Source organism: Streptomyces sp. NPDC087906, assembly GCF_055584925.1.
Map to the genome: position 1 here is coordinate 558,982 of NZ_JBVJLC010000005.1, position 24,365 is coordinate 583,346.

General features: G+C 71.1%; 24 protein-coding genes. 8 read left to right on the top strand and 16 right to left on the bottom strand.

The features are described from left to right. Window positions 1-25: 25 nt before the first annotated feature. Window positions 26-1,519 (top strand): hypothetical protein, encoded by a 1,494-nt coding sequence (locus ACZ63I_RS18705; RefSeq protein ID WP_469339867.1) that lies wholly within the window; start codon window positions 26-28, stop codon window positions 1,517-1,519. Here the strand turns inward: ACZ63I_RS18705 and ACZ63I_RS18710 are convergent. From ACZ63I_RS18710 to ACZ63I_RS18720, 3 genes are read right to left on the bottom strand one after another with little or no spacing between them, the layout of a single operon-like run. Next, entirely contained in the window at window positions 1,492-2,733 is a 1,242-nt protein-coding gene (locus ACZ63I_RS18710) for an MATE family efflux transporter (protein WP_469339868.1), read from the bottom strand. The two genes, ACZ63I_RS18705 and ACZ63I_RS18710, sit on opposite strands and share 28 nt — an antisense overlap. Next, window positions 2,730-4,412, bottom strand: coding sequence for a lipopolysaccharide biosynthesis protein (locus tag ACZ63I_RS18715; protein ID WP_469339983.1), 1,683 nt, complete (start codon window positions 4,410-4,412; stop codon window positions 2,730-2,732). Before ACZ63I_RS18715 ends, ACZ63I_RS18710 begins: the two co-directional genes overlap by 4 nt. 5 nt (window positions 4,413-4,417) lie before the next feature. Beyond that, complete coding sequence (locus ACZ63I_RS18720; RefSeq protein WP_469339988.1) at window positions 4,418-5,623, bottom strand: glycosyltransferase family 4 protein; 1,206 nt, start codon at window positions 5,621-5,623, stop codon at window positions 4,418-4,420. A gap of 211 nt (window positions 5,624-5,834) precedes the next feature. Here ACZ63I_RS18720 and ACZ63I_RS18725 point away from each other — a divergent pair, with 211 nt between their 5' ends. After that, window positions 5,835-6,308: an FAD synthase family protein gene (locus tag ACZ63I_RS18725; protein ID WP_469339870.1), complete on the top strand. Its 474-nt coding sequence runs from the start codon at window positions 5,835-5,837 to the stop codon at window positions 6,306-6,308. Here ACZ63I_RS18725 and ACZ63I_RS18730 read toward each other — a convergent pair. After that, the gene (locus ACZ63I_RS18730; protein ID WP_469339871.1) at window positions 6,268-6,990 is read right to left on the bottom strand and encodes a CDP-alcohol phosphatidyltransferase family protein; all 723 of its coding nucleotides are present in this window, start codon (window positions 6,988-6,990) and stop codon (window positions 6,268-6,270) included. The two genes, ACZ63I_RS18725 and ACZ63I_RS18730, sit on opposite strands and share 41 nt — an antisense overlap. A 113-nt stretch (window positions 6,991-7,103) precedes the next feature. Between ACZ63I_RS18730 and ACZ63I_RS18735 the strand changes: the two genes are divergently transcribed. Further along, on the top strand, window positions 7,104-7,601 hold the full coding sequence (locus ACZ63I_RS18735) for a DUF309 domain-containing protein (RefSeq protein ID WP_469339990.1): 498 nt from the start codon (window positions 7,104-7,106) through the stop codon (window positions 7,599-7,601). A gap of 33 nt (window positions 7,602-7,634) precedes the next feature. Here the strand turns inward: ACZ63I_RS18735 and ACZ63I_RS18740 are convergent, their stop codons facing one another. The 3 genes from ACZ63I_RS18740 to ACZ63I_RS18750 are packed head-to-tail and all read right to left on the bottom strand — an operon-like array spanning window position 7,635 to window position 10,473. Then, a complete protein-coding gene (locus ACZ63I_RS18740; RefSeq protein ID WP_469339873.1) occupies window positions 7,635-8,318 on the bottom strand; it encodes a LutC/YkgG family protein in 684 nt (227 codons plus the stop codon). Next, on the bottom strand, window positions 8,315-9,757 hold the full coding sequence (locus ACZ63I_RS18745) for a LutB/LldF family L-lactate oxidation iron-sulfur protein (RefSeq protein ID WP_469339875.1): 1,443 nt from the start codon (window positions 9,755-9,757) through the stop codon (window positions 8,315-8,317). Before ACZ63I_RS18745 ends, ACZ63I_RS18740 begins: the two co-directional genes overlap by 4 nt. Then, window positions 9,754-10,473, bottom strand: a complete 720-nt coding sequence (locus ACZ63I_RS18750; RefSeq protein WP_469339877.1) for a (Fe-S)-binding protein — start codon at window positions 10,471-10,473, stop codon at window positions 9,754-9,756. Before ACZ63I_RS18750 ends, ACZ63I_RS18745 begins: the two co-directional genes overlap by 4 nt. Before the next feature lie 214 nt (window positions 10,474-10,687). On the opposite strand from ACZ63I_RS18750, the gene ACZ63I_RS18755 reads away from it, so the two are divergent. Then, window positions 10,688-13,069, top strand: a complete 2,382-nt coding sequence (locus tag ACZ63I_RS18755; protein ID WP_469339878.1) for a galactose-binding domain-containing protein — start codon at window positions 10,688-10,690, stop codon at window positions 13,067-13,069. 99 nt (window positions 13,070-13,168) lie between these two features. Here the strand turns inward: ACZ63I_RS18755 and ACZ63I_RS18760 are convergent, their stop codons facing one another. Continuing rightward, entirely contained in the window at window positions 13,169-13,579 is a 411-nt protein-coding gene (locus ACZ63I_RS18760; RefSeq protein WP_469339880.1) for an ATP-binding protein, read from the bottom strand. 214 nt (window positions 13,580-13,793) lie between these two features. Between ACZ63I_RS18760 and ACZ63I_RS18765 the strand changes: the two genes are divergently transcribed. Next, the gene (locus ACZ63I_RS18765) at window positions 13,794-14,264 is read left to right on the top strand and encodes a MarR family winged helix-turn-helix transcriptional regulator (protein ID WP_469339881.1); all 471 of its coding nucleotides are present in this window, start codon (window positions 13,794-13,796) and stop codon (window positions 14,262-14,264) included. Here the strand turns inward: ACZ63I_RS18765 and ACZ63I_RS18770 are convergent. Next, a complete protein-coding gene (locus tag ACZ63I_RS18770; protein ID WP_469339883.1) occupies window positions 14,232-14,591 on the bottom strand; it encodes an STAS domain-containing protein in 360 nt (119 codons plus the stop codon). The two genes, ACZ63I_RS18765 and ACZ63I_RS18770, sit on opposite strands and share 33 nt — an antisense overlap. 198 nt (window positions 14,592-14,789) lie before the next feature. Then, a complete protein-coding gene (locus ACZ63I_RS18775) occupies window positions 14,790-15,302 on the bottom strand; it encodes a MarR family winged helix-turn-helix transcriptional regulator (protein WP_469339884.1) in 513 nt (170 codons plus the stop codon). Between the two features lie 78 nt (window positions 15,303-15,380). On the opposite strand from ACZ63I_RS18775, the gene ACZ63I_RS18780 reads away from it, so the two are divergent. After that, window positions 15,381-16,607: a PP2C family protein-serine/threonine phosphatase gene (locus ACZ63I_RS18780; RefSeq protein WP_469339886.1), complete on the top strand. Its 1,227-nt coding sequence runs from the start codon at window positions 15,381-15,383 to the stop codon at window positions 16,605-16,607. 32 nt (window positions 16,608-16,639) lie between these two features. Here the strand turns inward: ACZ63I_RS18780 and ACZ63I_RS18785 are convergent, their stop codons facing one another. The 4 genes from ACZ63I_RS18785 to ACZ63I_RS18800 form a co-directional block, all read right to left on the bottom strand. Then, window positions 16,640-17,107: an ATP-binding protein gene (locus tag ACZ63I_RS18785; RefSeq protein ID WP_469339887.1), complete on the bottom strand. Its 468-nt coding sequence runs from the start codon at window positions 17,105-17,107 to the stop codon at window positions 16,640-16,642. 108 nt (window positions 17,108-17,215) lie between these two features. Then, window positions 17,216-17,659 carry a response regulator gene (locus ACZ63I_RS18790; RefSeq protein ID WP_469339889.1) on the bottom strand — a complete coding sequence of 148 codons (444 nt, stop codon included), beginning with the start codon at window positions 17,657-17,659 and terminating at the stop codon, window positions 17,216-17,218. Next, the gene (locus tag ACZ63I_RS18795; RefSeq protein WP_469339891.1) at window positions 17,656-19,242 is read right to left on the bottom strand and encodes a sensor histidine kinase; all 1,587 of its coding nucleotides are present in this window, start codon (window positions 19,240-19,242) and stop codon (window positions 17,656-17,658) included. The genes ACZ63I_RS18790 and ACZ63I_RS18795 overlap by 4 nt, the downstream gene beginning before the upstream one ends. Next, the gene (locus ACZ63I_RS18800) at window positions 19,239-20,495 is read right to left on the bottom strand and encodes a PP2C family protein-serine/threonine phosphatase (RefSeq protein ID WP_469339992.1); all 1,257 of its coding nucleotides are present in this window, start codon (window positions 20,493-20,495) and stop codon (window positions 19,239-19,241) included. Before ACZ63I_RS18800 ends, ACZ63I_RS18795 begins: the two co-directional genes overlap by 4 nt. 288 nt (window positions 20,496-20,783) lie before the next feature. Between ACZ63I_RS18800 and ACZ63I_RS18805 the strand changes: the two genes are divergently transcribed. Beyond that, entirely contained in the window at window positions 20,784-21,212 is a 429-nt protein-coding gene (locus tag ACZ63I_RS18805; protein ID WP_469339892.1) for an ATP-binding protein, read from the top strand. Window positions 21,213-21,363: 151 nt separating this feature from the next. Here ACZ63I_RS18805 and ACZ63I_RS18810 read toward each other — a convergent pair whose 3' ends face one another. Further along, entirely contained in the window at window positions 21,364-22,101 is a 738-nt protein-coding gene (locus ACZ63I_RS18810; RefSeq protein WP_469339894.1) for a response regulator transcription factor, read from the bottom strand. Window positions 22,102-22,246: 145 nt separating this feature from the next. Further along, window positions 22,247-22,747, bottom strand: coding sequence for a MarR family winged helix-turn-helix transcriptional regulator (locus ACZ63I_RS18815; RefSeq protein WP_469339896.1), 501 nt, complete (start codon window positions 22,745-22,747; stop codon window positions 22,247-22,249). A 147-nt stretch (window positions 22,748-22,894) separates the two neighbouring features. Between ACZ63I_RS18815 and ACZ63I_RS18820 the strand changes: the two genes are divergently transcribed. Beyond that, window positions 22,895-24,364 (top strand): MFS transporter, encoded by a 1,470-nt coding sequence (locus ACZ63I_RS18820; RefSeq protein ID WP_469339898.1) that lies wholly within the window; start codon window positions 22,895-22,897, stop codon window positions 24,362-24,364. Window position 24,365: the final 1 nt, after the last annotated feature.

The following is a 24,365-nucleotide window of genomic DNA, read 5'->3' on the forward strand; positions in this document are numbered from 1 at the left end:
CTTTTCGAGGGGGGCGGGGGCCTGTATGGCGACAGACGTGAACGAGGCCACCGGGCCGCCCGTTCCGGTGACGGCCGACGCGCCGTCGCCGGTGGTCTCGCCGCGCACCCTGCTCTCCCGTGCGCTCTCGGTGCCGCTGGTCCTCGGCCTCTCCCTGGTCCTGCCGGTGGTGGTCGCCTCTCAGCCGGGCGGCGGGGTCCACGACGCCGCGTACTGGCTCCAGCTCACCCTGACCATGTACGCCGGGGCCCGGCTGTGCGCCATGGTGATGACCACCAGGCGCAAGCTGCTCCAGGGGTCGTTCTGGCTCTTCGTCTACATGGCGATGGGGGTGGCCCCGCTGGCTCAGCTCGTGCTCGGCCAGGAGCCCACCCCCGTGGTGGGCCCCCGCTCGGATCTGACCGAGGCCGTCGCGCTGATCCTGATCGGCTGTGTGGCCTTCGACGTGGGCGCGCTGCTGGCGCGGCACCGTCCCGGCGGTACGGGGCGGGGGGTGACCAGGCCGGCCCTGGTGCACCGGCGGCGGCTGTACCTGCTCGTGGTGGCGGCGTTCGTGTGCAGCGCCGCTTTCGTCGTCAAGCTCGGCGGCCCCGCGGTCTTCTTCAGCAGCCGGCAGGAGATCATCGCCGGGATCGCCGACGCGGGGCTCTCGCAGGCCGACTCGCAGGCGGGCCAGGCGCTGCTGCGCGGCTTCGGCACCGTACCCGCGCTGCTGGCGCTGCTGGTGTACACGCGGTGGCTGGTCACCTCGCGGCGGGCCCGCCGCTCGGCTCCCGTCATCGCCACCTGGCTGGCGCTCTGCGCGCTCAACCTGGTGGTCAACAACCCGATATCCAATCCGCGTTACTGGTTCCTGACCGTGCTGTTCTCGCTGCTGTTCACGGTCTTCCCGGTGAGTGCGGCGATGTACCGGGCGGCGCTGAGCCTGGGTGTCGTGGTGGCGCTGGTGGTCTTCCCGTTCGCCGACCGCTTCCGCTACGACGCGAAGAACTACCGGCCGGTGGAGACGACGTCGCTGCTCCAGCCGCTGGCGCTCAAGGACTACGACCAGGTCGGCATGTTCGCCAACACGATCACCTTCGTGCGCTCGGGGCACGGCCACAGTTTCGGCCGCCAGATGGCCGGTTCCGTGTTCTTCGCCGTGCCGCGCTCCGCCTGGCCGGGCAAGCCGCGCGACACGGGCGTGATGGTCGGCCAGTGGATGGGCACGGTCAACACCAATCTCTCCTCGCCGGTGTGGGCCGAGCTGTGGATCGACTTCGGCCCGCTGGGCATGTCTCTCGGGCTGCTCGGCATGGGGTACGCGGCGGCCAGGGTCGACGGCAGGTACGCCCGCAGGGCGACCCGGCGCGCGCCGCCGGGGAGTCTGATCGCGCTGGTGGTGCCGTTGGTGGCCGGCTACTCGTTCATCCTGCTGCGCGGGCCGCTGCTCCAGGCGTCGGGGCGGATCGCCATCGCCGTGCTCTGTGTCGCACTCGTCATGACGTACCGTCAGGACAAGGAAGCGGCGCTGCGCTGATCGTCGGCGAGCCGGTCCGGTTCGGTACGCAGTCGGCTGACCCGGATCCAGGCGGCGAGGGCCTTCAGGGCGGAGCCCGCGGCCAGGCCCCAGGCGGCGCCGAGCGCCCCGTCGACGGCGTAACCGCCGAGCATCAGCACGACGGTGAGCAGTGAGAAGACGATCTGCAGGGGCAGGGTGGCGCGCGGGCTGAGCACCCGCAGGGTGACCAGGGCGCAGGTGCCGAGGGCCATGAAGGCGTACTGGGTGCCGGTGGCGGGGAACATCTCGGACGCCGACTGCCAGGTGGCGCCGAGGAGTTGGTGCCCGACCCGGTCGGGCAGCGCGTACAGCACGGCCGCCCAGCCGAGTCCGACGACGGAGAGCACACCGCCCAGCACCGCGGCCGAGCGTGCGGTGGCCCGCCGGCTGCCGAGCCGGCCGAGCACCGGCGGGCCGAAGGCGTTGACGGAGTTGAACAGGACGTTGAGCGGCCCGAAGACGGTGGTGGCGCCGCGCAGCGCGCCGACCGTCAACGGGCTGGCGAACAGGCCGAGTCCGAGCACCGCGAGCTGGCTGGACGCGTTGCCGACGGCGAACTCGACGACAAACCGCATCCCGAGGTGGCCGCGCCGCAGATAGCGGCGTACGTGCGTGGTGGCGCCGGCCACGAGGGGCCGCAGCAGCAGGAGTCCCACCAGCAGCGCGGGCAGCGCGGAGAAGCCCCACACGGCGACGAGCCGGGCGGGCGCCGCGTGGTGCGGCTGGAGCAGCAGGGCCGGTACGACGCACACCAGCCGCAGGACGTCGGCGGCGAGCGCGCGGTGCGGCTGGCGCAGCGCGGAGAACGAGTAGCGCAGTCCGTCCTGGACGAGCACGACGGGCAGGACGAGACCGAGCGCCAGGAAGGCGCCGCCCGCCCGGCCGCCGGTCACCGCGCCGCCCGCCACCAGCAGCGCGCCGGCGACCAGGGAGGCGCAGGCGGTGAAGACGGCGGCGGAGCGGCAGGCCGAGGCGAGCGTCCCGTCGTCGTCACCGCGCTCCAGGACGACGGCCTGGCCCACGTACGACATGTTGAGGCCGAGCAGCACGGTGAAGGTCAGGTAGACCATCGAGAAGGCAGCGAAGCCGGCCGCCGTGGAGACCCGGGCCGCCATCACGAGCACCAGGATGTTGGTCAGGCTGGAGGCCGCCTGGTCGAGTACCGAAGCCGCGACGACGGCCGAGCGTCTCACCGCAGATCGCCGGCGCGTACGGTGCGCAGTCCCACCGTGTCGCTGCCGTCCCCCATCGGGGGCTGCTGCGGCTCCTGGGCCGGTCCGGCCGGCGGCGGCGGGCCGCTTCCCGGGCCCCTGGCGCTGCGGTGCCCCGAGCTGCCGCCCTTGCCCGCCCTGCGGCGCGGTTTGGTGTGCACGACGGCGCCGAGCACCGTACCGCCAGCGCCGCTGATGAGTTCGCGGATCCTGGCGAGGTCGGCGCGGTGCACGGACGCCGGGTCGCAGACGACGAGGACGCCGTCCACCCGGTCGGCCAGTGCGAGCGCGTCGGCGTAGGCGAGGACCGGCGGTGCGAGGACGACGACGGTCGCGTTCGGCGAGTCGGCCTCGTCGATCAGCCGGGTCATCCGCGAGGAGGTCAGCGCGCGGGCCACGTTGCGCACGCGCTCGCCGGGTACCAGGTCGAAGGAGCCCGACTCGCCCGCGTCGACGGAGAGTTGCCGGGTGCCCGGCCAGCCCGCCTCGTCCGGGTCGGTCGGCAGGCTCCAGCTCGGCCGCGCCGCCGCGTTGACCCGCAGCCGTCCGGCGAGCGAGGGGGTGCGCAGATCGGCCTCGATGAGCAGTACGTCCTTGCCGGTCTCGGCGAAGGAGGCGGCCAGGTTGGCGGCGACGGCCGCCGCCGCGTCGCTGCTGCCCCGCGGGGCCACCACGAGCAGCCTGCGCCGGTCGGCGAACCGCTGGTCGTAGGCGAGCCGGAAGGCCACCGAGCGGTACTCCTCGGCGATCCGCGAGTCCGCCTGGTCGGCGAGGAGCGGCCCTGACCCGGCGCGCGGCAATGTGCCGAGGACGGGGGCCCGTACGGCTCGGACGATGTCGCTCGCCGAGCGCGGCGAGGGGTCGAACACCAGCCGGACCCAGGCGCCGAGCAGGCCGAGCGCCACCCCGACGGCGCCGCCGAGTCCGACGGAGAGCGGCAGTCCGAGCCCCTGGGAAGAGGCGGGCGCGGTGGCGACGGCGATGACGTCGCCGGGCGTCATGTCGAGCGACTTGAGGCTGCTGATGTTGCTCTGCAAGTCGTTGATCTTGTTGAGCAGGTTGGCCCGGACCGTGTACGCGGAGTCCGAGGCTGCCGTGTCCTCGGGCAGCTCGTTGATCTCCTTGGTCAGTTCGTCCTGCTGCTTGCCGAGCGGGTTCAGCTCGTCGGTGTAGTTCTTGACCATGCTGTCCCTGATCCCGGCCCACTGCTTCTTGCGCAGGTCCAGATAGGCCTTGGTCAGGGCGTTGGCACGGCGGGCCGCCTCGGTGGGCGTGCTCGCCGTGTACGTGAAGTGCAGCACCATGGTCTGGGGCGGGTTGGTGACCTGGATCCCCGAGCGCAGCTCGCCCGATCCCCCGGTGATGCCGAGCCGGGCGGCCGCCAGGTCGAGGACGCTGCCGCTGATCGCGGTCTGCCGCTCGGAGCCCATGTCGACGCTCTTGTCCACCGAGACGGCGGAGTTGAACGGGTCGGTGCTGGGCGCGCGCAGTCTGACGTCGCTGGACGCCGCGTACGACTCGGCGGACGTCACGCCCAGCCAGGCGCCGCCGACCAGGCCGATGCCGACGCCGCCGCCGATGAGCCAGCGGTAGCGCAGAAGCTGCCGGAACTGGTCCCTGAGCGGATTCGGTTCGTCGTCACCCGCAGCGGAGACATGCATGTCCGTCACGTCAGTGGACCCCCCATGGCCTCGTCGATGAGTGCGTCGATCCGGGCGAGGCCGTCGGCCCGCGACAGATGAGCCGTCACATGGCGTGGTCCCGCCGCCCCCAGAGCGTCGGCGCCCGCCGGATCTTCGGCGAGTCTACGCACCGCCTTCAGCAGATCGTCCGGGTCCTCGGGCGGTACGAGCACCCCGGCGCCGGAACGCAGCACCTCGCGGGCCGTGCCGCCCTCGGCCGCGACCGAGGCGACGACGGGCCGCCCCGAGGCGAAGTACGAGGTCAGCTTGGACGGCACGCTCATGTCGAGCACCGAGGCCCGCTGCGTGACGGCGAGGACGTCGGCCGCAGCGAGGATGTCCGGAAACTCATCATCCCCGGCGGGCGGCAGGAAGTCCAGGTTGGGTATGCCGTCGGCGGCCCTGCCCAGCGCCTCGCGCTGGCTGCCGTCGCCCATCAGGACCACCCGCACCGCCGGATCGCGCCTGGCCGTCTCGACCAGCACGTCGAGCCCCTGCTTCAGGCCCATGTTGCCGGAGTGCAGCAGGACCGTCTCGCCGTCGGCCCAGCCGAGCCGCTCGCGGGTCTCGGCGCGTGCGCGCGAGGGTCCTGGCACGTGCGACCAGTTGGGCACGACCCTGATGCGGCCCGGGTCGACGCCCATGGCCCGGACGGGTTCGACGAAGGTCTCGTGGATGACGCCGACCAGCCGGCCGCGCCGCAGGGCGTACGACTCGGCGCGCCGCACGACGGCGGCGGCGCGGTCGCCGCCGCGGATTCCGCTCTGGGCGGCGGCAGCCCCCATCAGGTCCTGTACGACGGGTATGTACGGCACCCGCCAGCGGGCGGCGAGCCGCGCACCGAGCACCCCGCCGGCGAGGCTGGGCAACTGGGCCAGTACGGCGTCGGGCCGGCCCATCCGGGGCGGCGCCGCCGTACCGTGCAGCAGGATCGTCCCCTCGAACAAGGCGCGCCTGACGGCGGTCTGCCGGGGCGGCACGGTGTGCCTGCGCCGGTGCACGACGACCCCCCGCAGATGTTCCGTACGGCGCCAGACGCCCGCGTACGCCGGGTCCAGGGACCAGGAAGGGTAGTGCGGCATTCCGGTCAGTACGTGCGTCTCGTGCCCGCTGCCTGCCCAATGCTCGGCGATCTGTGTAGCGTACGGGCCGATGCCCGCGTGCTCGGGCGCGTAGTTGGTGGACACCAGCAGCAGCCGGCGCGCACCCCCGCCCGGCGCGCCGGTATCGCGATGTGCTTTCACGAAGCGGTCTCTTCCCCCCAGAGGTGAACCTGATCTCGCCCTCATTGTTCACCCTTACGGAAGGGAATGTGCACGCTATCGTCAGTAGCTTCAGCCGCGCCCGGGGGGGTGCGGCCCGTGGGGGGTTCATTTCATGGCACACAGCAGGACGAACGACATGCCCTATCGCGTCGGCTACGCGCCCGGTGCTTACGATCTTTTCCACATCGGGCACCTCAACATCCTGAGACATGCCCGCAGCCGGTGCGACTACCTGGTCGCCGGGGTCGTCTCGGACGAGATGGCCGAGCTGGCCAAGGGGCGCCGGCCGATGATTCCGCTTGTCGAGCGGCTGGAGATCGTCCGGAGCGTGAAGTACGTGGACGCCGCCTTCGTCGAGACGGTCCCCGACAAGGTGGAGACCTGGCGCCAGGTCCGGTTCGACGTCCTGTTCAAGGGCGACGACTGGCGGGGCACGGCGAAGGGCGACAGGCTGGAGCGGGACTTCGCCGAGGTCGGCGTCGAGATCGTCTACTTCCCGTACACCGTGCACACGTCGAGCACCCAGTTGCGCCGGGCACTCGACGTACTGGCCGAGCCGGAGCCGCAGTTCAGCGCGGAACTGCGGTCAGTTCCCGGAACCACTTCGTGAGGAAGGCCAGCAGGAACAGCACGGAAGCGACACCCAGGGCCGTATAGGCCCAGCGGAACCAGCTCCCGCCGCCCAGCAGCAGGAAGACCAGGCAGAACATGCCGTGGTCGACCGGCAGCAGGGCGACGGCGCGCAGGGTGGACGGCGCGGGCGCCGCAGCGCCCGGCGCGGGACGCGGCTTGAGCTTCTCGGTGAGCAGGCCGCCGAAGAACGTCACGACGGCGGAGAACTGGAAGCCGAGCGGCACCAGCAGCCAGGCCTCCTCCGGTATCCCGTAGTGCTCGGGGTACCGGAAGAAGGAGATCAGTACGGCGGTGTGCAGCGCGGTGATCTTCGCGCAGTCCACCACGTGGTCCAGCCACTCCCCCGCGGCGCTGCCGCTGCCGCGCAGCCGGGCGAGCTGCCCGTCGGCCGAGTCGAAGGCGAAGCCGACGGCGAGCGCGGCCCAGACGGCGATGCCGAGGTCCCAGGACGGCCGGCCCACGGCCAGCGCGATCACCGCGGTGAAGCTGAACGCCGCGCTGACCAGCGTGACTTGATTGGGCGTCAGACCGATGCCGTGCGATCCGGCCGCCAGGTAGCGGCCCACCGGCCTGTTCACGAAGCGGGAGTAGAGCGAGACTCCCTTGGCCGACTTCTGGGCCGTTCTCAGTTCCAGCAGTGCCGTACCGACGTTCCCCATGTCCCCCCCAGGTCATTTGTGTGCACGTCTCGTGAACATCATCGCAGTTGCCCTGCCCCCCGCAAGGCCCGGTACCGGCCGGGCGGAGGGACAATCGGAGGATGGACGACGATCTGCGGGAGACACGGGACCGGGACCCGGCCGGGCGCGCGCGCAACGCGCGGCCACGGGACGGCCTGGGGCGGCCACTGCCGTACGGGACACCGGGGGTCGAACGGCAACCGGAAGGGCTCGTCCGCACGCCCGAGGAGACGGTCACCGAGGCCCAGCGGCTGCTGGCGGCGGGGATGCCCTTCCACGCGCACGAGGTCTTCGAGGACGCGTGGAAGTCGGGCCCGGACGGGGAACGGGCGCTGTGGAAGGGGCTGGCCCAGCTCGCCGTGGGGCTGACGCACGCCGCGCGCGGCAACAGCACGGGCGGCGTGCGGCTGCTGCTGCGCGGCGCCGCCCAGATCGAGGGGTACGGCGCCGGCGCCGCGCCGGGCAGCGCCGCGGCGTACACGATCGACGTGCCCGGACTGATCGGCTGGGCGCGGGAGCTGGCCACGCGGGTCTCGGGGGGCGGCGGCCCGGTGGACGCCGCCGCCCTCGCGCCCCGGCTGCGCGGCTAGGGCCCGGGGCTGCGCGGCTAGGCCCTGTCCGGCCTAGTCGGCGGTCACCAGGATCACTTCGAGGGTGCGCGGGCCGTGCACGCCCTCGACCCGGTCCAGTTCGATGTCGCTGGTGGCCGAGGGGCCTGAGATCCAGGTCAGCGGGCGGGTCGGGTCGAGCCGGGGCATGGCGCGCGGCACCGAAGCGACGACCTGGTCCGGCACTCGTACGACGCAGATGTGGTGGTCGGGGACGAGGGTGATCCGCCGGCGTCCCTGGTCGGGCGAGCCGTCGAGGACGATCGTGCCGGTCTCGGCGACGGCCACGGCGCAGCCGGTGACGACGCTGTCGACGTCGTCCAGCCGCTGGGCCGTCTCGTCGGCGCTGTCCGGCACCTGGCTGGTGTCGGACTCCGCCAGCCAGTCCGCGGGGAGCAGGGGCGGTACGGCGACGGTGCGCGCGCCGCGTTCGGCGAGCAGCCGGGCGATGACGGCGGGTAGTCCCGCCCGGTCGGTGCGGTGGACGAGCGCGCGGTAGTCGGCGAGGTTCTCGGCGAGCAGTTCCACGATCCGCTCGTCGGGGGTGTGGGTGTCGAGGTAGTCGCGCGCGGCCTCGGGGGCTTCCGGCGCTTCGGCGACCGCGCTGCGGATCCGGGCGAGGATCCGCTCGCGCGAGCCGGAGGCGGCGCTCGCGGGCCGGGGGCTTTCCGGCTGGCGGCTTTCCGGTGCGGTGGTCATGATCCGGTGTCCTTCCGGCCGTTCTCGCGGTTCTTCTTCCACCAGTCGCGGAACGACTCGGCGGGCATCTCCGGCAGGTCCCGGGTGTTGGTCCAGGCACTCGCGCCGGGCAGCTTCGCGGGGTGGAGCTTGCGGGTCCTGTTGGCGGCGCGTTCCCCCGCCGCCATCACCCGGGGGTGGTCGAAGACCCAGCCCGCCGCCTTCATCGCGGCCTTCTCCAGCCGGTGCCCCTTGCCGCCCTGGTCGGCGACGCGCTCGCGCAGGTGCACCAGCACCTCGGGGATGTCGATGGCGACCGGGCACACGTCGTAGCAGGCTCCGCAGAGCGAGGAGGCGAACGGCAGCGAGGCGTCGATGTCGCTCTGCGTACCGCGCAGTTGGGGGCTGAGGATCGCGCCGATCGGGCCCGGGTACACCGAGCCGTAGGCGTGGCCGCCGGCCCGCTCGTACACCGGGCAGACGTTCAGGCACGCCGAGCAGCGGATGCAGCGCAGCGCCTGCCTGCCGACCTCGTCGGCGAGTGTCTGGGTGCGTCCGTTGTCGAGGAGCACCAGATGGAAGACCTGCGGGCCGTCGGTGTCGTGCGTACCGGTCCACATGCTGGTGTACGGGTTCATCCGTTCGGCGGTCGACGAGCGGGGCAGCGTCTGCAGGAAGACTTCGAGGTCCCGCCAGGTCGGTACGACTTTCTCGATACCGACGACGGAGATCAGGGTCTCCGGGAGCGTCAGGCACATCCGGCCGTTGCCCTCGGACTCGAAGACCGCCATCGTGCCGGTCTCGGCGACCATGAAGTTGGCGCCGGAGATGCCGACCTTCGCGCGCAGGAACTTCTCGCGCAGATGGAGCCGGGCGGCCTCGGCCAGTTCGGCGGGGGTGTCGGAGAGCCCGTCGGGGGCGGCGCGGCCCCAGTTGCCCATCTCCTTGGTGAAGATGTCCCGGATCTCGCCGCGGTTGCGGTGGATGGCGGGGACGAGGATGTGCGAGGGCCGGTCGTGGCCCAACTGGACGATCAGCTCGGCCAGATCGGTCTCGTACGCGGAGATGCCCTCCTCGGCGAGGGCTTCGTTGAGGCCGATCTCCTGCGTGGCCATCGACTTGACCTTGACGACCTCGGTCTCGCCTGTCGCCTTGACCAGTTCGGCGACGATCCGGTTCGCCTCGGCGGCATCGGCCGCCCAGTGCACCACGCCGCCCGCCGCCGTGACGGACTCCTCCAACTGGACGAGATAGCGGTCCAGATGGCGCAGGGTGTGGTCCTTGATCTGCTTCCCCGCCTCCCTGAGCTGCGCCCAGTCGGCCAACTCGGCGACGGCGGTGGCCCGTTTGTCGCGGATGGTGTGGGTGGCGTGGCGCAGATTGCCGCGCAGGGTCTCGTTGGCGACCGCTTCCCTCGCCGCCGCGGGGAAGGCGGGCATCCCGACAAATGTGCCGCTCATGACCAGGGCTCCTCTTCGGTCGACGCAAGGATCTCCGCGAGATGCAGGGCGCGCAGCGGGGCGTCGGCGCGGCTCAGTACGCCGCCGATGTGCATCAGACAGGAGTTGTCGGCGCCGCAGAGCACTTCTGCGCCGGTCTCGACGGCGTGCCGCACCTTGTCCTGACCCATCGCGGCGGAAACATCGGAGTTCTTCACCGCGAAGGTGCCGCCGAAGCCGCAGCATTCCTCGGCGCCCTCCAGCTCGCGCAGCTCCAGGCCCTTGACCGCGCGCAGCAGGGCGCGGGGCCGTTCGCCGAGTCCCAGCATCCGCAGTCCGTGGCAGGACGGGTGGTAGGTGACGGTGTGTGGGAAATACGCCCCGACGTCGGTCACGCCGACCACGTCGACCAGGAACTCGGTAAGTTCGTAGGTGCGCGCGGCGAGCGCGGCGGCGGCCGCGTCACCGATCTTCGGATAGTGGTTCCTGACCATGGCGGCGCAGGAGCCCGAAGGCGTCACCACGTAGTCGTAGCCGTCGAAGGTCCGCGCCATCCGGCGTACCAGCGGCTCGGTCTCGCGGCGGTAGCCCGTGTTGAACTGCGGCTGGCCGCAGCAGGTCTGGGCCTCGGGGAAGTCCACCTCGACGCCCAGGCGCTCCAGGAGCCGCACGGTCGCGATGCCGGTGGACGGATACACGGCGTCATTGACGCAGGTGACAAAGAGAGCGGCACGCATGAGCGGAGCATATGCCGCCGGTGGCGGCCCCGGTAAGAGCGGTGCGCGGACCCCTTCCCCTCAGACATCCGATGAATAGGGCTACGTGATCTGTCAGGTCGCGGAATTTTGCTTTCGCCTTCATTTTTTGCGCAGATTCATAGACTTCCTGCGCTACTGCTCCTAGCCTTTTCGCGTCCGCAGAGTCCCCCACGAGCCGCAAGGACGTATGTCTGTGACACCTCCCCCTAGACGCCGCCTGTTCCGCCGCGGCATATCCGCATCTGTCTCACTGGCCCTCGCCGTGGCCGGGACGGCCACGGCGGTGGTCCTGTCCACCGCGCCCGCCGCCCAGGCGGCGGGGGTCCCCGCCCCCTCGCCGGTCGGCGTGCCCGGCCGCGGCGCGACGGTCCCGTTCAAGGAGCAGGAGGCGGAGTACGCAGCCACCAACGGCTCCCTGATCGGACCTGACCGCCTCTACGGCCACCTCCCCTCGGAAGCCTCGGGCCGCCAGGCGGTCACGCTCGACGCGACCGGCGAGTACGTGGAGTTCACCCTCACGGCGCCGGCGAACGCGATGTCGTTCCGCTACTCGCTGCCGGACACCTCGAACGGTGCGGGACGTGACGCCAGCATCGACCTGAAGGTCAACGGCAATCAGCTCAAGAGCGTGCCGGTGACCTCCAAGTACAGTTGGTACTACGGCGGTTACCCGTTCAACAACAACCCGGGCGACACCAACCCGCACCACTTCTACGACGAGACCCGCACGATGTTCGGGTCGACCCTGCCGGCCGGCACCAAGGTCAGGCTGCAGGTCTCGTCCACGGCGCAGTCGCCCACCTTCACCATCGACCTCGCCGACTTCGAGACGGTGGCGGCGCCCATCGCCAAGCCGTCAGGGGCGCTCGACGTGGTCGCCGACTTCGGCGCCGACCCGACGGGGGCAGCCGACTCGACGGCCAAGATCCAGGCGGCGGTCGACGCGGGCAAGGCCCAGGGCAAGGCGGTCTACCTCCCGCAGGGCACCTTCCAGGTACGCGACCACATCGTCGTCGACCAGGTGACGCTGGCGGGTGCGGGCCCCTGGTACAGCGTGCTGACCGGGCGCGACCCGTCCAACCGGGCCAAGGCCGTCGGGGTGTACGGCAAGTACGCCAACGCGGGCGGCAGCAAGAACGTCACCCTGAAGAACTTCGCCATCCTGGGCGACATCCGGGAGCGCGAGGACAACGACCAGGTCAACGCCATCGGCGGGGCCATGTCCGACTCCACGGTCGACAACGTGTGGATGCAGCACACGAAGGTCGGGGCGTGGATGGACGGCCCGATGAACAACTTCACCATCAAGAACAGCCGCATCCTCGACCAGACCGCCGACGGCGTCAATTTCCACATGGGCGTCACCAACTCGACCGTCACCAACACCTTCGTACGCAACACCGGTGACGACGGTCTGGCCATGTGGGCGGAGAACGTCCCGAACGTCAACAACAAGTTCACGTTCAACACGGTGATCCTGCCGATCCTGGCGAACAACATCGTCACCTACGGCGGCAAGGACATCACGATCTCCGACAACGTGATGGCCGACACCATCACCAACGGTGGCGGGCTGCACATCGCCAACCGCTATCCGGGGGTCAACTCCGGTCAGGGCACGGCCGTCTCCGGCACCACGACGGCGGCGCGCAACACCCTGATCAGAACCGGCAACAACGACTTCAACTGGCAGTTCGGCGTCGGCGCCGTCTGGTTCAGCGGTCTCAACGAGCCGGTCAACGGCAACATCAACATCACCGACAGCGAGATCCTGGACAGCTCGTACGCCGCGATCCACCTGATCGAGGGCGCGACGAACGGGCTGCACTTCAACAACATCAGGATCGACGGGGCGGGAACCTACGCGCTGCAGATCCAGGCGCCGGGCACGGCCTCGTTCACCAACGTCAAGGCCACGCACATCGCCCAGTCCAACCCGATCCACAACTGCATCGGCTCGGGCTTCCAGATCACCCAGGGGACCGGCAACTCCGGCTGGTACGCCAACCCGCCGGTCTGCACGGGCACCTGGCCCACCCCGATCTGGACCAACGGCGGCGTCGCACAGGGCGGCAACCCGCCCACCGACCCGCCGACGGACCCGCCCACCGACCCGCCGACCGACCCGACGGACCCGCCCACCGACCCGGGCGACCAGGGCAACATCGCGCAGGGCCGGCCGATCGCCGAGACCAGCCACGCCGACGTGTACGGCGTGGGCAACGCGGTCGACGGCAACGCCAACACCTACTGGGAGAGCAGGAACAACGCCTTCCCGCAGTCGGCCACGGTCGACCTCGGCGCGAACAAGGCCGTCAAGCGGCTGGTCCTGAAGCTGCCGCCGGCGGCTGCGTGGGCCACCCGTACGCAGACCCTGAGCGTGCTCGGCTCCACCGACAACAACACCTTCACCTCGCTGAAGGGCTCGGCGGGCTACACGTTCAACCCGTCGAGCGGCAACACGGCGACCGTCACCCTGCCCGGCACGTCCGCCCGCTACATACGGGTGACATTCACCGGCAACACGGGCTGGCCCGCCGCACAGCTCTCCGAGCTGGAGGCGTACACGAGCTGACCGCCACCACTCGGTGACACGCGTGCGGGCCCGGCCGCGAAGGTCGGGCCCGCACTGCCGTGTCCGGCCGGGCGGCGGCCGAATGTCCGGGCGGTCCGCTCAGCGGGCCAGGACGGCGCTGATCGTCTTGCCGCCGCCGGGCCCCGGCAGCACGGTGACCTTCTGGGCCAGACTCTTGATCATCGGCCAGCCGAAGCCGCCGTCGCGCCCGGTGAGATCCGGGACCCGGTCCTCGGGCGCGGCCGGGCTGGGGTCGTCCACCGCGATCTGCAGCGAGCGCCGGTCGGCGCGCAGCCGCATCGAGGTGACCGCCCCCGCGTGCCGCAGCGCGTTGGTCACCAGCTCGGAGACGACCAGCACCAGATTCTGGGCCGTTCGGGTGGAAGGTGTCGGATCGAGCTCGGCCAGGAAACCGTAGGCGGCATCGCGTGCCTCGGCCGCGAGCAGCGGCCGGGTGTCGCGTTCCGCGGACGGCAGATGCCGGTCGTCGCTCGCGTGCGGATGGTGCATCGTGGCTCACCCCGGAGATATGGGCTGTGGCTCTGGCCTGTCCTTTCCCCGCCTACCCCGGAGAGCGCCGCCGAACAGTGCCGGAGTGAAGCCAGTGGCGATCGAGGCATTCCCCTAGGGCCTGATCCACACGACAGGCCCTAGGCCGGACAGAACCTGGCGGGGGCTGCGGCGGCTGCCGTGTGAGAAGCGCCTCAGCGGGCAGAGCAGTGGCATGGAAGGCCACCTTCCCGAGGAGCGGGTCCCGCCGGGGTCCGGGGACGACGACCCCGGAGTTTCGGCGGAGACCGTCGCTGACATCTCGGTGCGGGCGGCTGTCGCCCTGGACCCGCAGCTCCTGCCGCACCGGCTGCGGGTGCTGTACGTGGTCGGGGAGCGCCCCGGAATCAATCTGACCGGTCTGGCCAAGGCCGTCGGTCTCACGCTCCCCCGGGCCAGCCGGCTCTGCGGGCGGCTGGCGTCGACGGGCCTGCTGACCCGTACGGCGGTGGCGAGGGACCGGCGGGGTATCGAGCTGGCGCTCACCCCGGAAGGCGCCGCCGAGCTGGCCGGTCATCTCGCGGGACGGGCGGCCGAGCTGGCGGCGGTCATGCGGCTGATGTCGGTGGAGGAGCGCCGCGACCTGCTCGCGGGGCTGCGGTCCTTCGTCGTCTCACTGGGCGACGTCAGACGCGGCAGGCCCTGACGCGCCGGGTGCGGCCAGGGCCGCCTCGACCGTCTCGTACACCGGCAGGGCGCTGCCCAGGCCGATGACCTGGAAGAGCCGTGCGACGAAGGCCGAGGGCCTGGCGACCCGCAGCCGTGCGCCCAGCTCGCTGCGCGCTTTGAGCAGCACGTTCACCGTCGTGGAGTCGGCGAAGCCGACGCCGGACAGATCGAGCACGACGGGCCCGGGACAGCTCTCGCCCGCCTCGGTGAGCGCTCCGGCCAGCGGCGCGATGTTGTCCAGGTCCAGGTCACCGCTGACGGTGAGAACGACCGCGTCACCGGCGTGGCCGGCAACCAGTCCCATGACTTGGCCTGCACTGTCGGGAGGGAGCACGGAGATCCTTCGAGCTGACGGTGGGACGGTGTGGCGCGGACCCCACGATAGAAGCGATAGTTGTCATTTGACAACATTCTCTGGTGAGCAACAATCTGTTCACTGTCTCCGCACGACGCTCCGCGCGGAGAGTAACGTGCATGGGGCGGGAGATGGGGCCGAATGGAGCTATGCGGTGTCCGCGACCTCGTTCTGCGCCGCTCCGGGTCCCTCCTGGGCCGTGCCCAGCCGGGTGCGGGCCGCGGCGCGGAACGCGGCGAGCCCTTCGGCGAGCATCATGATGTCGGAGGGGTCCATCTGCGCCAGTACGGCCTCGACCTCACGGGAGCGGAAGGCCCGGTACTCGTCGAGCACCAGATGGCCGCGCCTGGTGAGCCTCAGTTCCACCTCCCGGCGGCTCGTCGGACTCTGCGAGCGCTGGACCAGGCCCATGGCCTCCATCCGGTCGCAGAGCCTGCTCAGCGAGGAGGGGCGCGAGCCGAGCACCTCGCTCAGCGTTCTGAGGTTGGCACCCTCGTGCTCCTCGATGACGAGAAGGGCTCTTAGCTGGGAAGGCGATACGGGCCCCGAGGGCGCGGCGTCCTGGCCTCGCCCCCACAGCACCTCAAGCAGCTCGGAGGCGGCGCAGGCGGCCTCGGCAACCTGCTCACGCTGGCGCGACTGACCGGTGAAGCGGGACATCGATCCACTCTTTCATCCGGCACGGGCCTTTGTCAGCCCGGACGGATCCGCCCCTGGACGAAGAAGGCCTGAACAAAAGTGACTGTACTCGCGGATGTGGAGAGAGCGGTGCGCACGGCGGCGCCGCACGCCCTGGTGGAGGCCGTACGCGGGGTGCTCGAAGCCGCGTACGGGGCGACATCCGTACAACTGCACCTGGTCGACTACGGGCTCACGGTGCTCCAGCCGGTCGGCGGCGGCACTTTCGTCGGCCGCCCCGACGAGGCCCTGTCGCTGAACAACACGCCCGAGGGGCGCGCCTTCGGCAGCCAGGAGCCGAGCGAGCGCGAGGTCAGGCACACGGACGCCGTCGACCACCATCTGCCGGTCACCGTGCGCGGCGAGCGGCTGGGGATCCTGACCGTACGGCTGCCCGCCGACCGCTCGACGGCGGCGACCACCGAGGAGCTGACCCAGGTCGCCGAGCTGTTCGGTCACGAGATCCTGGTGGCCGAGCGCGACACGGACCTCTACCGGCGCGCGCGCCGGGTGAACCGGCTGACGCTGGCCGCCGAGATGCAGTGGGAGCTGCTGCCCGCGCGGGCCTGCGCGGCGCAGGAGTACGCCCTGGGCGCCCAACTGGAGCCGGCGTACGCGATCCACGGCGACAACTTCGACTGGTCGGCGGACGCCGAGACGCTGACCCTCGCGGTGACCAACGGGATGGGTGAGGGCATCCAGGCCTCGCTGCTCACCAACCTCGCGGTCAACGCCCTGCGCAACGCCCGCAGGGCCGGGATCGGCATCGCCGACCAGGCGGCGCTGGCCGATCAGGCCCTGTACGAGCAGCACAGGGGCGCCTCCCACGTCTCGACGCTGCTGCTGCGCTTCGAGCTGGCCACGGGCCAGGTCGAGGCGGTGGACGCCGGCTCCCCGCAGCTCTGGCGCCAGCGCGGCAAGAACGTGGAGCGCGTCGAGCTGGAGGCGCAGCTTCCGCTCGGCATGTTCGAGGAGTCGGACTATGTGGCGCAGACGTTCCAGGTCGAGCCGGGCGACCGGCTGCTGTTCGTGAGCGACGGCGTCTACGCGGCGGTCTCGCCGCGCGGTGAGCTGTACGGGGACCGGGCGCTGAGCCGGGCCGTCAACTCCACGAGTCTGCTGCCCGCGCCGATGGTGCCGCGCGCCGTACTGCGGGAGCTGGCGCTGCACCGCGACGCCGAGTCCCTCGACGACGCGCTGGTGCTGTGCCTGGACTGGTTCGGCAGGAAGGACGACGGTACGAGCGGCGGACGCCCGTACGGCGGCCCTGGGGCGCTCGACGGCTGACCGGGCCCGGACGTGGGCCCACAGGGAGCGGCTCAGGGCTTGCGGCGGCGCTCCAGGTCGAAGACGGCCTGGACGCGCTTGCCCACCGGGACGCGCTCGGCGCTCAGCCGGTCGCTCAGCGCGTGGACGATCTCCATGCCGTGGCCGCCGAGCCTGCTGGGGTCCTGCTCGTAGCGGCGCGGCAGGGTGGCGCTGCTGTCGTACACCGTGACCGTGACCTGCCGGTCCGTGCCTTCGAGCTCAAGGAGGTACGGGCCGTGGCTGTGCCGCTCGGCGTTGGTGACCAGTTCGCTGACGACCAGCAGCAGATCGTCATGGGTGCGGCCGCCGAGTTCGGCGAGCCACTCCGCCTCCAACTGCTGGAGGAATCGCACCGTGAGCTGCCGGGCCTCGGCTATGCATCCCGGTTCGCCACTGAATTGAGCCGCTCGTCGCAAAGGCTGCACAGAATCCGCCGCGGTGGGCGCGTACTCCGCGCCGATAGTGATCTGTTCGTTCATTCGCTCCTGCCCTGCCCGGCACCGGTGAGAGTGGTCGGGGACCCCCTGCTCCGGTTGCCCTTCTGCCCTCGCACGCCGCGGGTATGCCCCCGGCTTTCGTGAAGGGGTTCACTGGCGGCCCGGCAGCCGGACCACGGTGACGAAGAACTCGTCGATCTGCCGGACGGCCGCGATGAACTGGTCGAGGTCGACCGGCTTCGTCACGTACGCGTTGGCATGCAGTTTGTAGCTGCGCAGGATGTCTTCCTCGGCGGACGACGTGGTCAGCACGACCACCGGGATCAGCGCCAGCTCGGGGTCCGTCTTGATCTTCTCCAGGACCTGGCGCCCGTCGTACCTCGGCAGGTTGAGGTCGAGCAGGATGAGGTCGGGGCGCACCGCGTCCGTGTGGTCGCCCCGCCGGTACAGGAAGTCCAGGGCCTCTTCGCCGTCGCGCACCACATGCAGCGTGTTGCGGATCTTGTTGTCCTCGAACGCCTCGCGCGTCATCAGCTCGTCGCCGGCGTCGTCCTCGACCAGGAGTACCTCGATGGACTGCATGCGGGTGTTCACGTGGCGGCTCCCGGCAGGGTGGTGGCAAGTGCGGTGGTGGTGCTGCGGTCGGGCTGGACGGGGACGGTGAAGTGGATGCGCGTGCCGCCCTCCTGCACGGACTCCAGCCAGATCCTGCCGCCGTGGAACTCGACGATCTTCCGGCACAGCGCGAGACCGATGCCCGTCCCCTCGTACTCGTCCCTGGCGTGCAGCCGCTGGAAGATGACGAAGACCTTCTCGGCGAACTCCGGAGCGACCCCGATGCCGTTGTCGGTGACGCTCAGATGCCAGTCGTCCTCCTCGCGGACACAGCCGACGGTGATCACGGACGGCTCGTCGGCCCTGCGGAACTTTATCGCGTTGCCGACGAGGTTCTGCCAGAGCATCGCGAGCGTGGTCGGGTCACCGCTCACCTCAGGCAGCGGCTCCTCCCTGACGACGGTGACCTCCGCCTCCTCGATGATCAGGCCGAGGTTGCCGAGCGCCCGGTCGAGGGCCTTGTCCAGCGGCACCATCTGCCACGCGTCGAGCACCCGGCCGACCCGGGAGAACGTGAGCAGGTCGTTGATGAGGACCTGCATCCGCTTGGCGCCGTCGACGGCGAAGTCGATGTACTGCTTGCCGCGGCCGTCGAGCTGGTCGCCGTACCGCTTCTCCAGGAGCTGGCAGAACGAGGCGACCTTGCGCAGCGGCTCCTGGAGGTCGTGCGAGGCGACGTAGGCGAACTGCTCCAGCTCCGAGTTGGAGCGGCGCAGTTCCTCGGCCTGTTCGCCGAGCAGCGTCTCGCGCGCCCGGGTGACGGCGAGTTCGTCGGCGAGCCGGCCGCGCATGTCCTCGACGGCGGCGCCGACGGCCCGTACGTCGGCGGGCCCGAGGACGGCGATACGCCGGTCGAAGGCGCCCGCGCGCACCCCGTCGGACGCGGCGCGCAGCGCGCTCAGCGGGCGGCCGACCATCCGGTGCACGACGAGGCCGAGGCCGAGGACGGCGACGACGAAGACGCCCAGCATCGTGAGGAACAGCGCGTCGCTGACCCCGCGTGCGTGGTTGAGTTCCGCGCGTGCGGTGTCCCTGGCCGCGTCGAGGTGGTCCTCCTGCTGGGTGAACCGGCGCCGCAGCGCGTCGAACGCGGACTTGCTCCGGGTGAGCTGCTCGGCCGAAGCGGCTTCGGCGCCCCGGGTCCGCACGGAGGTGATCAGCGGCTCGGCCACCTGGCTGCGCCAGTCGGCCGCCGCCTTGGTGATGCCGGCGAGATCGGCCTCGGACCGCGGGTCGCCCGCCACGAAGCGTGCGACGTTGGCGGTGAACCGCCGCTCGTCAGCGCGGCCCTGCTGGTAGGGCTGGAGGAACGAGGGTTCGGCGGTCAGCGCGAAGCCGCGCACGCCGGTCTCCTGGTCGAGCAGGGACTTCTGCAACTGGAAGACGGCGGAGCGGGCGGGCTGGATGTGGTCCACGAGCTGGGCGGTGCGCTCGTTCGTACGGGACAGCAGCACGCTGCCGACAATGGCGCAGCCGGAGACGACCAGGACCATGGCGGCGAGGATCAGCCAGACCCAGCCCTGGACGGAGAGCCGCGTGCGCGCGGTGCTCCACAGGCTCATAGGGCATCGTCCCAGCCGAGGTGGAGCACGGCCACGTCGTCGGCGAGTCCCCCGTAAGGCGCGGCCCCGCGGGCCGCCCCTTCGACCAGGGCGTCCACGAAGGCCTGTGCGGGCAGCGCGCCGTGCCGGCGGGCCAGCTCCAGCAGGCCGTCCTCGCCGAGCCGGGTGGTGGGGCTCGTGCGCCCCTCGAAGAGGCCGTCGGTGAACAGGACCACCGACCCGTCGGGCGGCAGCGGCAGCACCGCCTCGGTCCAGCGGCCCATGCCGGGCATCAGTCCGAGCGCCATGCCCACGTGCGGTTCCTCCCAGTTCACCGAAGTCCCGTGCCGGACGAGCAGCCCCGGGTGGCCGGCGCGGACGACCCGCACCTCGTGGCGGCCCGGGGGGAAGACGAGCGAGCTGACCGTGGCGAAAAGATGGTGGTCGGTGCGTTCGGCGACCAGAATCTCCTCCAGCAGCCGGACCTGTTCCAGCGGCTGGGTGCCGCACAGGACGGCGGTGCGCCAGGCGACCCGCAGGCACACCCCGAGGGCGGCCTCGGCCGCGCCGTGGCCCGACACGTCGCCGATGACGGCGTGCACGGCCCCGTCGGACGTCTGCACGACGTCGTAGAAGTCCCCGCTGAGCAGTCCGTGGACGCGGCCCGGCTCGTACCGGGCGATCGCCCCGAAGTCCTCGCCGCGCAGCAGCGGCACCGGCAGCAGACCGCGTTCGAGCCGGGCGTTCTCCTGGGCCATCAGTTCGTTGGCCCGCAGCGCCGCGGTGGCCCGCTCGACCTGCTTGCGCTGGAGGGCGTACCGGACGGCTCTGCTGAGGGTCTCCGGGTCGAGTCTGCCCTTGACGAGGTAGTCCTGGGCGCCGGTCGCCACGGCCTGCAGCCCGGTCTCGCCCTCGGCCATGCCGGTCAGGACGACGATGGCGGCGTCCGGCGCGCTGCGCACGATACGGGTGACGGCGTCCACCCCGTGGACGTCCGGCAGATGGAGGTCGAGCAGCACGCAGACCGGCTGGGGGCAGGTCAGCAGGAACCCCTGGGCCTCCGCCAGCGTCTTGCACCAGGTGAGGGTGGACTCCAGGTCGCTGTCGGCGAGCATCTCCTCGACGAGCAGCGCGTCGCCGGCGTCGTCCTCGACCAGCAGCAGCACGGCGTCCACGGCCCGCACGGAGCCACGTACGACGGCGGCGTCCTGCGCCGGCACGCCGGGCGGCGCCACGTTACGGCGGCGCTGTCCGGGACGCGCCGAGACGCCCATGGGCAGCTCGGCCACACTCCACCCCCTCAGCAGACGACGTCGGCGGTAGACGTCGTTTCGGCCGGAAGCATATGCGACAACCGGAGCATCATTCCGGCCACGGTCCGAGAACGACCCGGGCCGCCGGTACCGCCACGAGTTGTCGCAAAGCGGCAGGACCGGGAGCCGGATTCGAGCACACTGGCACCGTGCGACGCTCACGGCCGGTCGGGGACCGAACGCTTGATCCGGCACCACGAGGGCAGACGCACGGCAGAGAGCCCAGCCGCGTACGGGGGTGCAGGCCCAATGACAACGGTTGACGACGGAGCCGACAATGCCGTCGCCGGAGCACTGAGATGGTTCGACGCCCTCCCGGTCAGCGCCGCCGAGGCACGCGCGCTGACCGGCGAGTTTCTGGCGCATTATGAGCCACCGGTCTCCCAGCGCACGCTCGGGGACATCCTGCTGGTCGTCTCCGAGCTGGTGACCAACGCCGTCCGGCACGCCGGGGGCGTGACCGCCATGCGGATCACCGCGGGGGACGGCGTGGTCGAGGTGGCGGTACGGGACGCGAGCGCGACCGTACCGACGGTCAGGGACCACGGGTCCGGCGGCCGGGAGCCCGACTGGCTGCCCGGTGGCTACGGCTGGCCCCTGGTGCGGCGGCTGGCCGACGTGGCCGTCGTCCCGCTCCCCGAGGGGGGCAAGTTCATCCGGGCGACGCTGGCCTGGTGAGCGCGCAGGGCCGTACCCGTCCGAGGCCGCAGGGCCGTACCCGTTGCCTCCCGGGCCGCGGCTCGCCTTTTCCTCGCTCGCCACAAGTGAATACGGCAGTCCCGGCGGGCGGTTATGGCAACGCGAGATCGCGGAACACCGGAAACGGAATTCAGGCGTTTCCGAGCTTGAACCCCACACCGCGTACGGTGATGATCCAGCCGCTTCCGCCGAGTTTCCCGCGCAGGCTGCTGACGTGGGTGTCCACGGTCCGCCGGGACCACGAGTCGCCCCACACCTGTTGCAGCAGCCGTTTGCGGGAGATCACGGTGTCGGGGTGCGAGGCGAGCAGGCAGAGCAGGTCGAACTCCTTGCGGGTCAGCCCCACGTCCTGCCCGTCCACGCTGACTTCGCGGGAATTCACGTCGATGTGCAGCGGCCCGTGGTCTATCGCGTGCCCCAGTCTGCGCTGGGTGCTCACCCGTCTCATGACCGCGTCGATACGGGCCATCAACTCGCGGAAGCCGTACGGCTTCACCAGATAGTCGTCGGCGCCCGCCTGCAGTCCCAGCACCCGGTCAAGTTCGGAGCCGCGTGCGGTGACGACGATCATCGGGACGCAACTGACCGAGCGGATGGCCTTGCACACCTCCAGGCCGTCCAGGTCCGGCAGTTCGAGGTCGAGCAGGACGAGGTCCACACTCTCGTGCGCCTCCAGGGCCAGGCTGCCCCGGTCCACCGCCGCCACCTCGTGGCCGTGTCTGCGCAGCCCTTCCTCCAGCGCGCAGGCGTCGGCGGAGTCGCTCTCGACGATCAGAATGCGCCAGCCGCCGGAGGAAGGCGTTCCCGCCTGCAACGGACCCGGCAGGAGTTCGGTGACCGATCGCTGCACCGACGATCGTTGCGTCATGCTCTCCCCCGGCAGGTCAAGTTCGTCGTACGAAGCGAAACTTGACACAAAGATACAAATCATGGTGCTGAATTCAAAGACTCTTCCAGTGAATTCACTGTTGCAGTCATATGAAGCGGCATTAAGCCATCGAGAACCGCCGGAACTACCTTTCCGCAATTCGGTCGTCGGCGTCCAGCAGCCGCCGGAGCAGGCTCGTCAGCGTCTCCCGCTCGGCCTGGCTGAAACAGCCGAGGAAGGAGTCCTGGGACTCCTGGGCCACCCGCCACAGCCGGCGCTGGAGCGCGACGCCCTCGTCGGTCAGCTCGACCACCTGCCGGCGCCGGTCGGCCCTGTCCCGGGTGCGGCGCACCAGACCCCGCTCCTCGATCGCGTCCAGATAGCTCCCCAGGTGGCTGCGCTGGAACCCGAGCCGGTCGGCCAGCACGTGCTGGGGCAGCGGGCCGAAGTCCGAGAGCGCGGTCAGGGCCGCGAAGTGCGGCAGCCGGAGACCGTTCCTGCCCACCGCCTCCACCAGGGCGTCGTGGCCGATACGCGCCGCGTGGCCGGCGAGGTACGACGGCAGCGCCAGCAGGCTCGGCGGGCGCAGCACCGCTTCGGCCTGGCCGACCGCGCCGCCCGGGGCGGATTCAGGGGTTTCGCTCATGCGTTCACGATACCGGAATATAGTGGCTGGACGTAAGGATGACATCATGGAATCATTCCGTGGTGATACCAGTTCGGCGCTCGCTCCCTCCGTGTTCCCGCACGCTCCCGGACCGGACGGCGGCGCCCCTTCACGGAGGACCGCTCCATGACCGACACACCCACCCGGACCGGGGCCCCGGCCACCGGTGCGCGCGGCGGCACCGCGGCGCCGTTCGCCGCCCTGCTCCTCGCCGTCCTGTCCTTCTCGCTGATGCAGACGATGGTCGTGCCGGCGCTGCCCGACCTCCAGCGCGAGTTCGACGCCTCCACGACCGGCGTCTCCTGGGTGCTCAGCTCGTTCCTGCTCACCGCTTCGGTGGCCACGGCGCTGCTGGGGCGGGTCGGTGACATGTTCGGCAAGCGCCGGGTGCTGATAGCCAGCCTCGCCGTCTTCGCCGCGGGCACCCTGCTCGCCGCCCTGTCCAACTCGCTGCCCCTGCTGATCACGGCCCGCGCGGTGCAGGGTGTCGGCTCCGCCGCCTTCCCGCTGGCGTTCGGCATCGTGCGCGACCAGTTCCCGCGCGAGCGGGTGCCCGTCGCGATCGGCCTGATCTCCTCGACGTTCGGCATCGGCTTCGGTGTCGGCCTGGTCATCCCAGGACCGATCGTCGACGCCCTGAACTGGCACTGGATCTTCTGGCTCGGTCTTGTCGTGATCCTGCTCGGCATCGCGGCCGTCGCCGCGTTCATCCAGGAGTCCGCCGTCCGCTCCCCCGGCCGTATCGACTGGACCGGCGTGGTCCTGCTCAGCGCCGGTGTGGTGGCGCTGCTGCTCGCCATCAGTGAGGGCAAGTCGTGGGGCTGGGCGTCGGGCGGGGTCGTCGGGCTGTTCGTCGGCGCCGTCGTGCTGCTCGTGGTGTTCGTGTACGTCGAGACCAAGGTGCGCGAGCCGCTCATCGACATCGAGCTGCTGCGCAGGCCCGCCGTGCTGACCAGCCACATCACCGCGCTCATCATCGGTTTCGGGATGTACGGCGCGTTCACCCTGGTGCCGCTGCTCGCCCAGACGCCGTCGAAGGTCGGCTACGGCTTCGACGCGTCCGTCACCGAGTCCGGTCTGTTCATGGTGCCGATGGCGGTGACCATGCTGATCGCCAGCCCGCTCGCCGGACGGATCGGCGCGGCCGTGGGCTGGAAGCTGCCGCTGGTGCTGGCGTGCCTGATCGGGGTCGTCGGCTTCGTCATCTACGCGGGGGCGCACGACACCGAGTGGGCGATGTACGCGGGCTCGGCGGTGCTGGGCATCGGTGTCGGCTTCGCCTTCGCCGCCCTGGCCAATCTCGTGGTCAGCGCGGTCGACCGGAGCCAGACCGGTGAGGCGACCGGCATCAACACCATCATGCGGACCATCGGCGGCTCGCTGGGCGCCCAGATCGCCGCCTCACTGGTCGCGTCCAAGACGATCGCCGGCACCCGGATCCCGGCCGAGTCCGGCTACACCACCGCGTTCGTGATGTCCGCCATCGCGCTCGGGGTCGCCACCCTCGCCGCCCTCGCCGGCCCCGGCAGGCTCTGGCGCAAGGCCGCCGCGCCCGCACCCGCCCCAGCCCCCGGCGACGGCCGGACCGCCGCCTAGG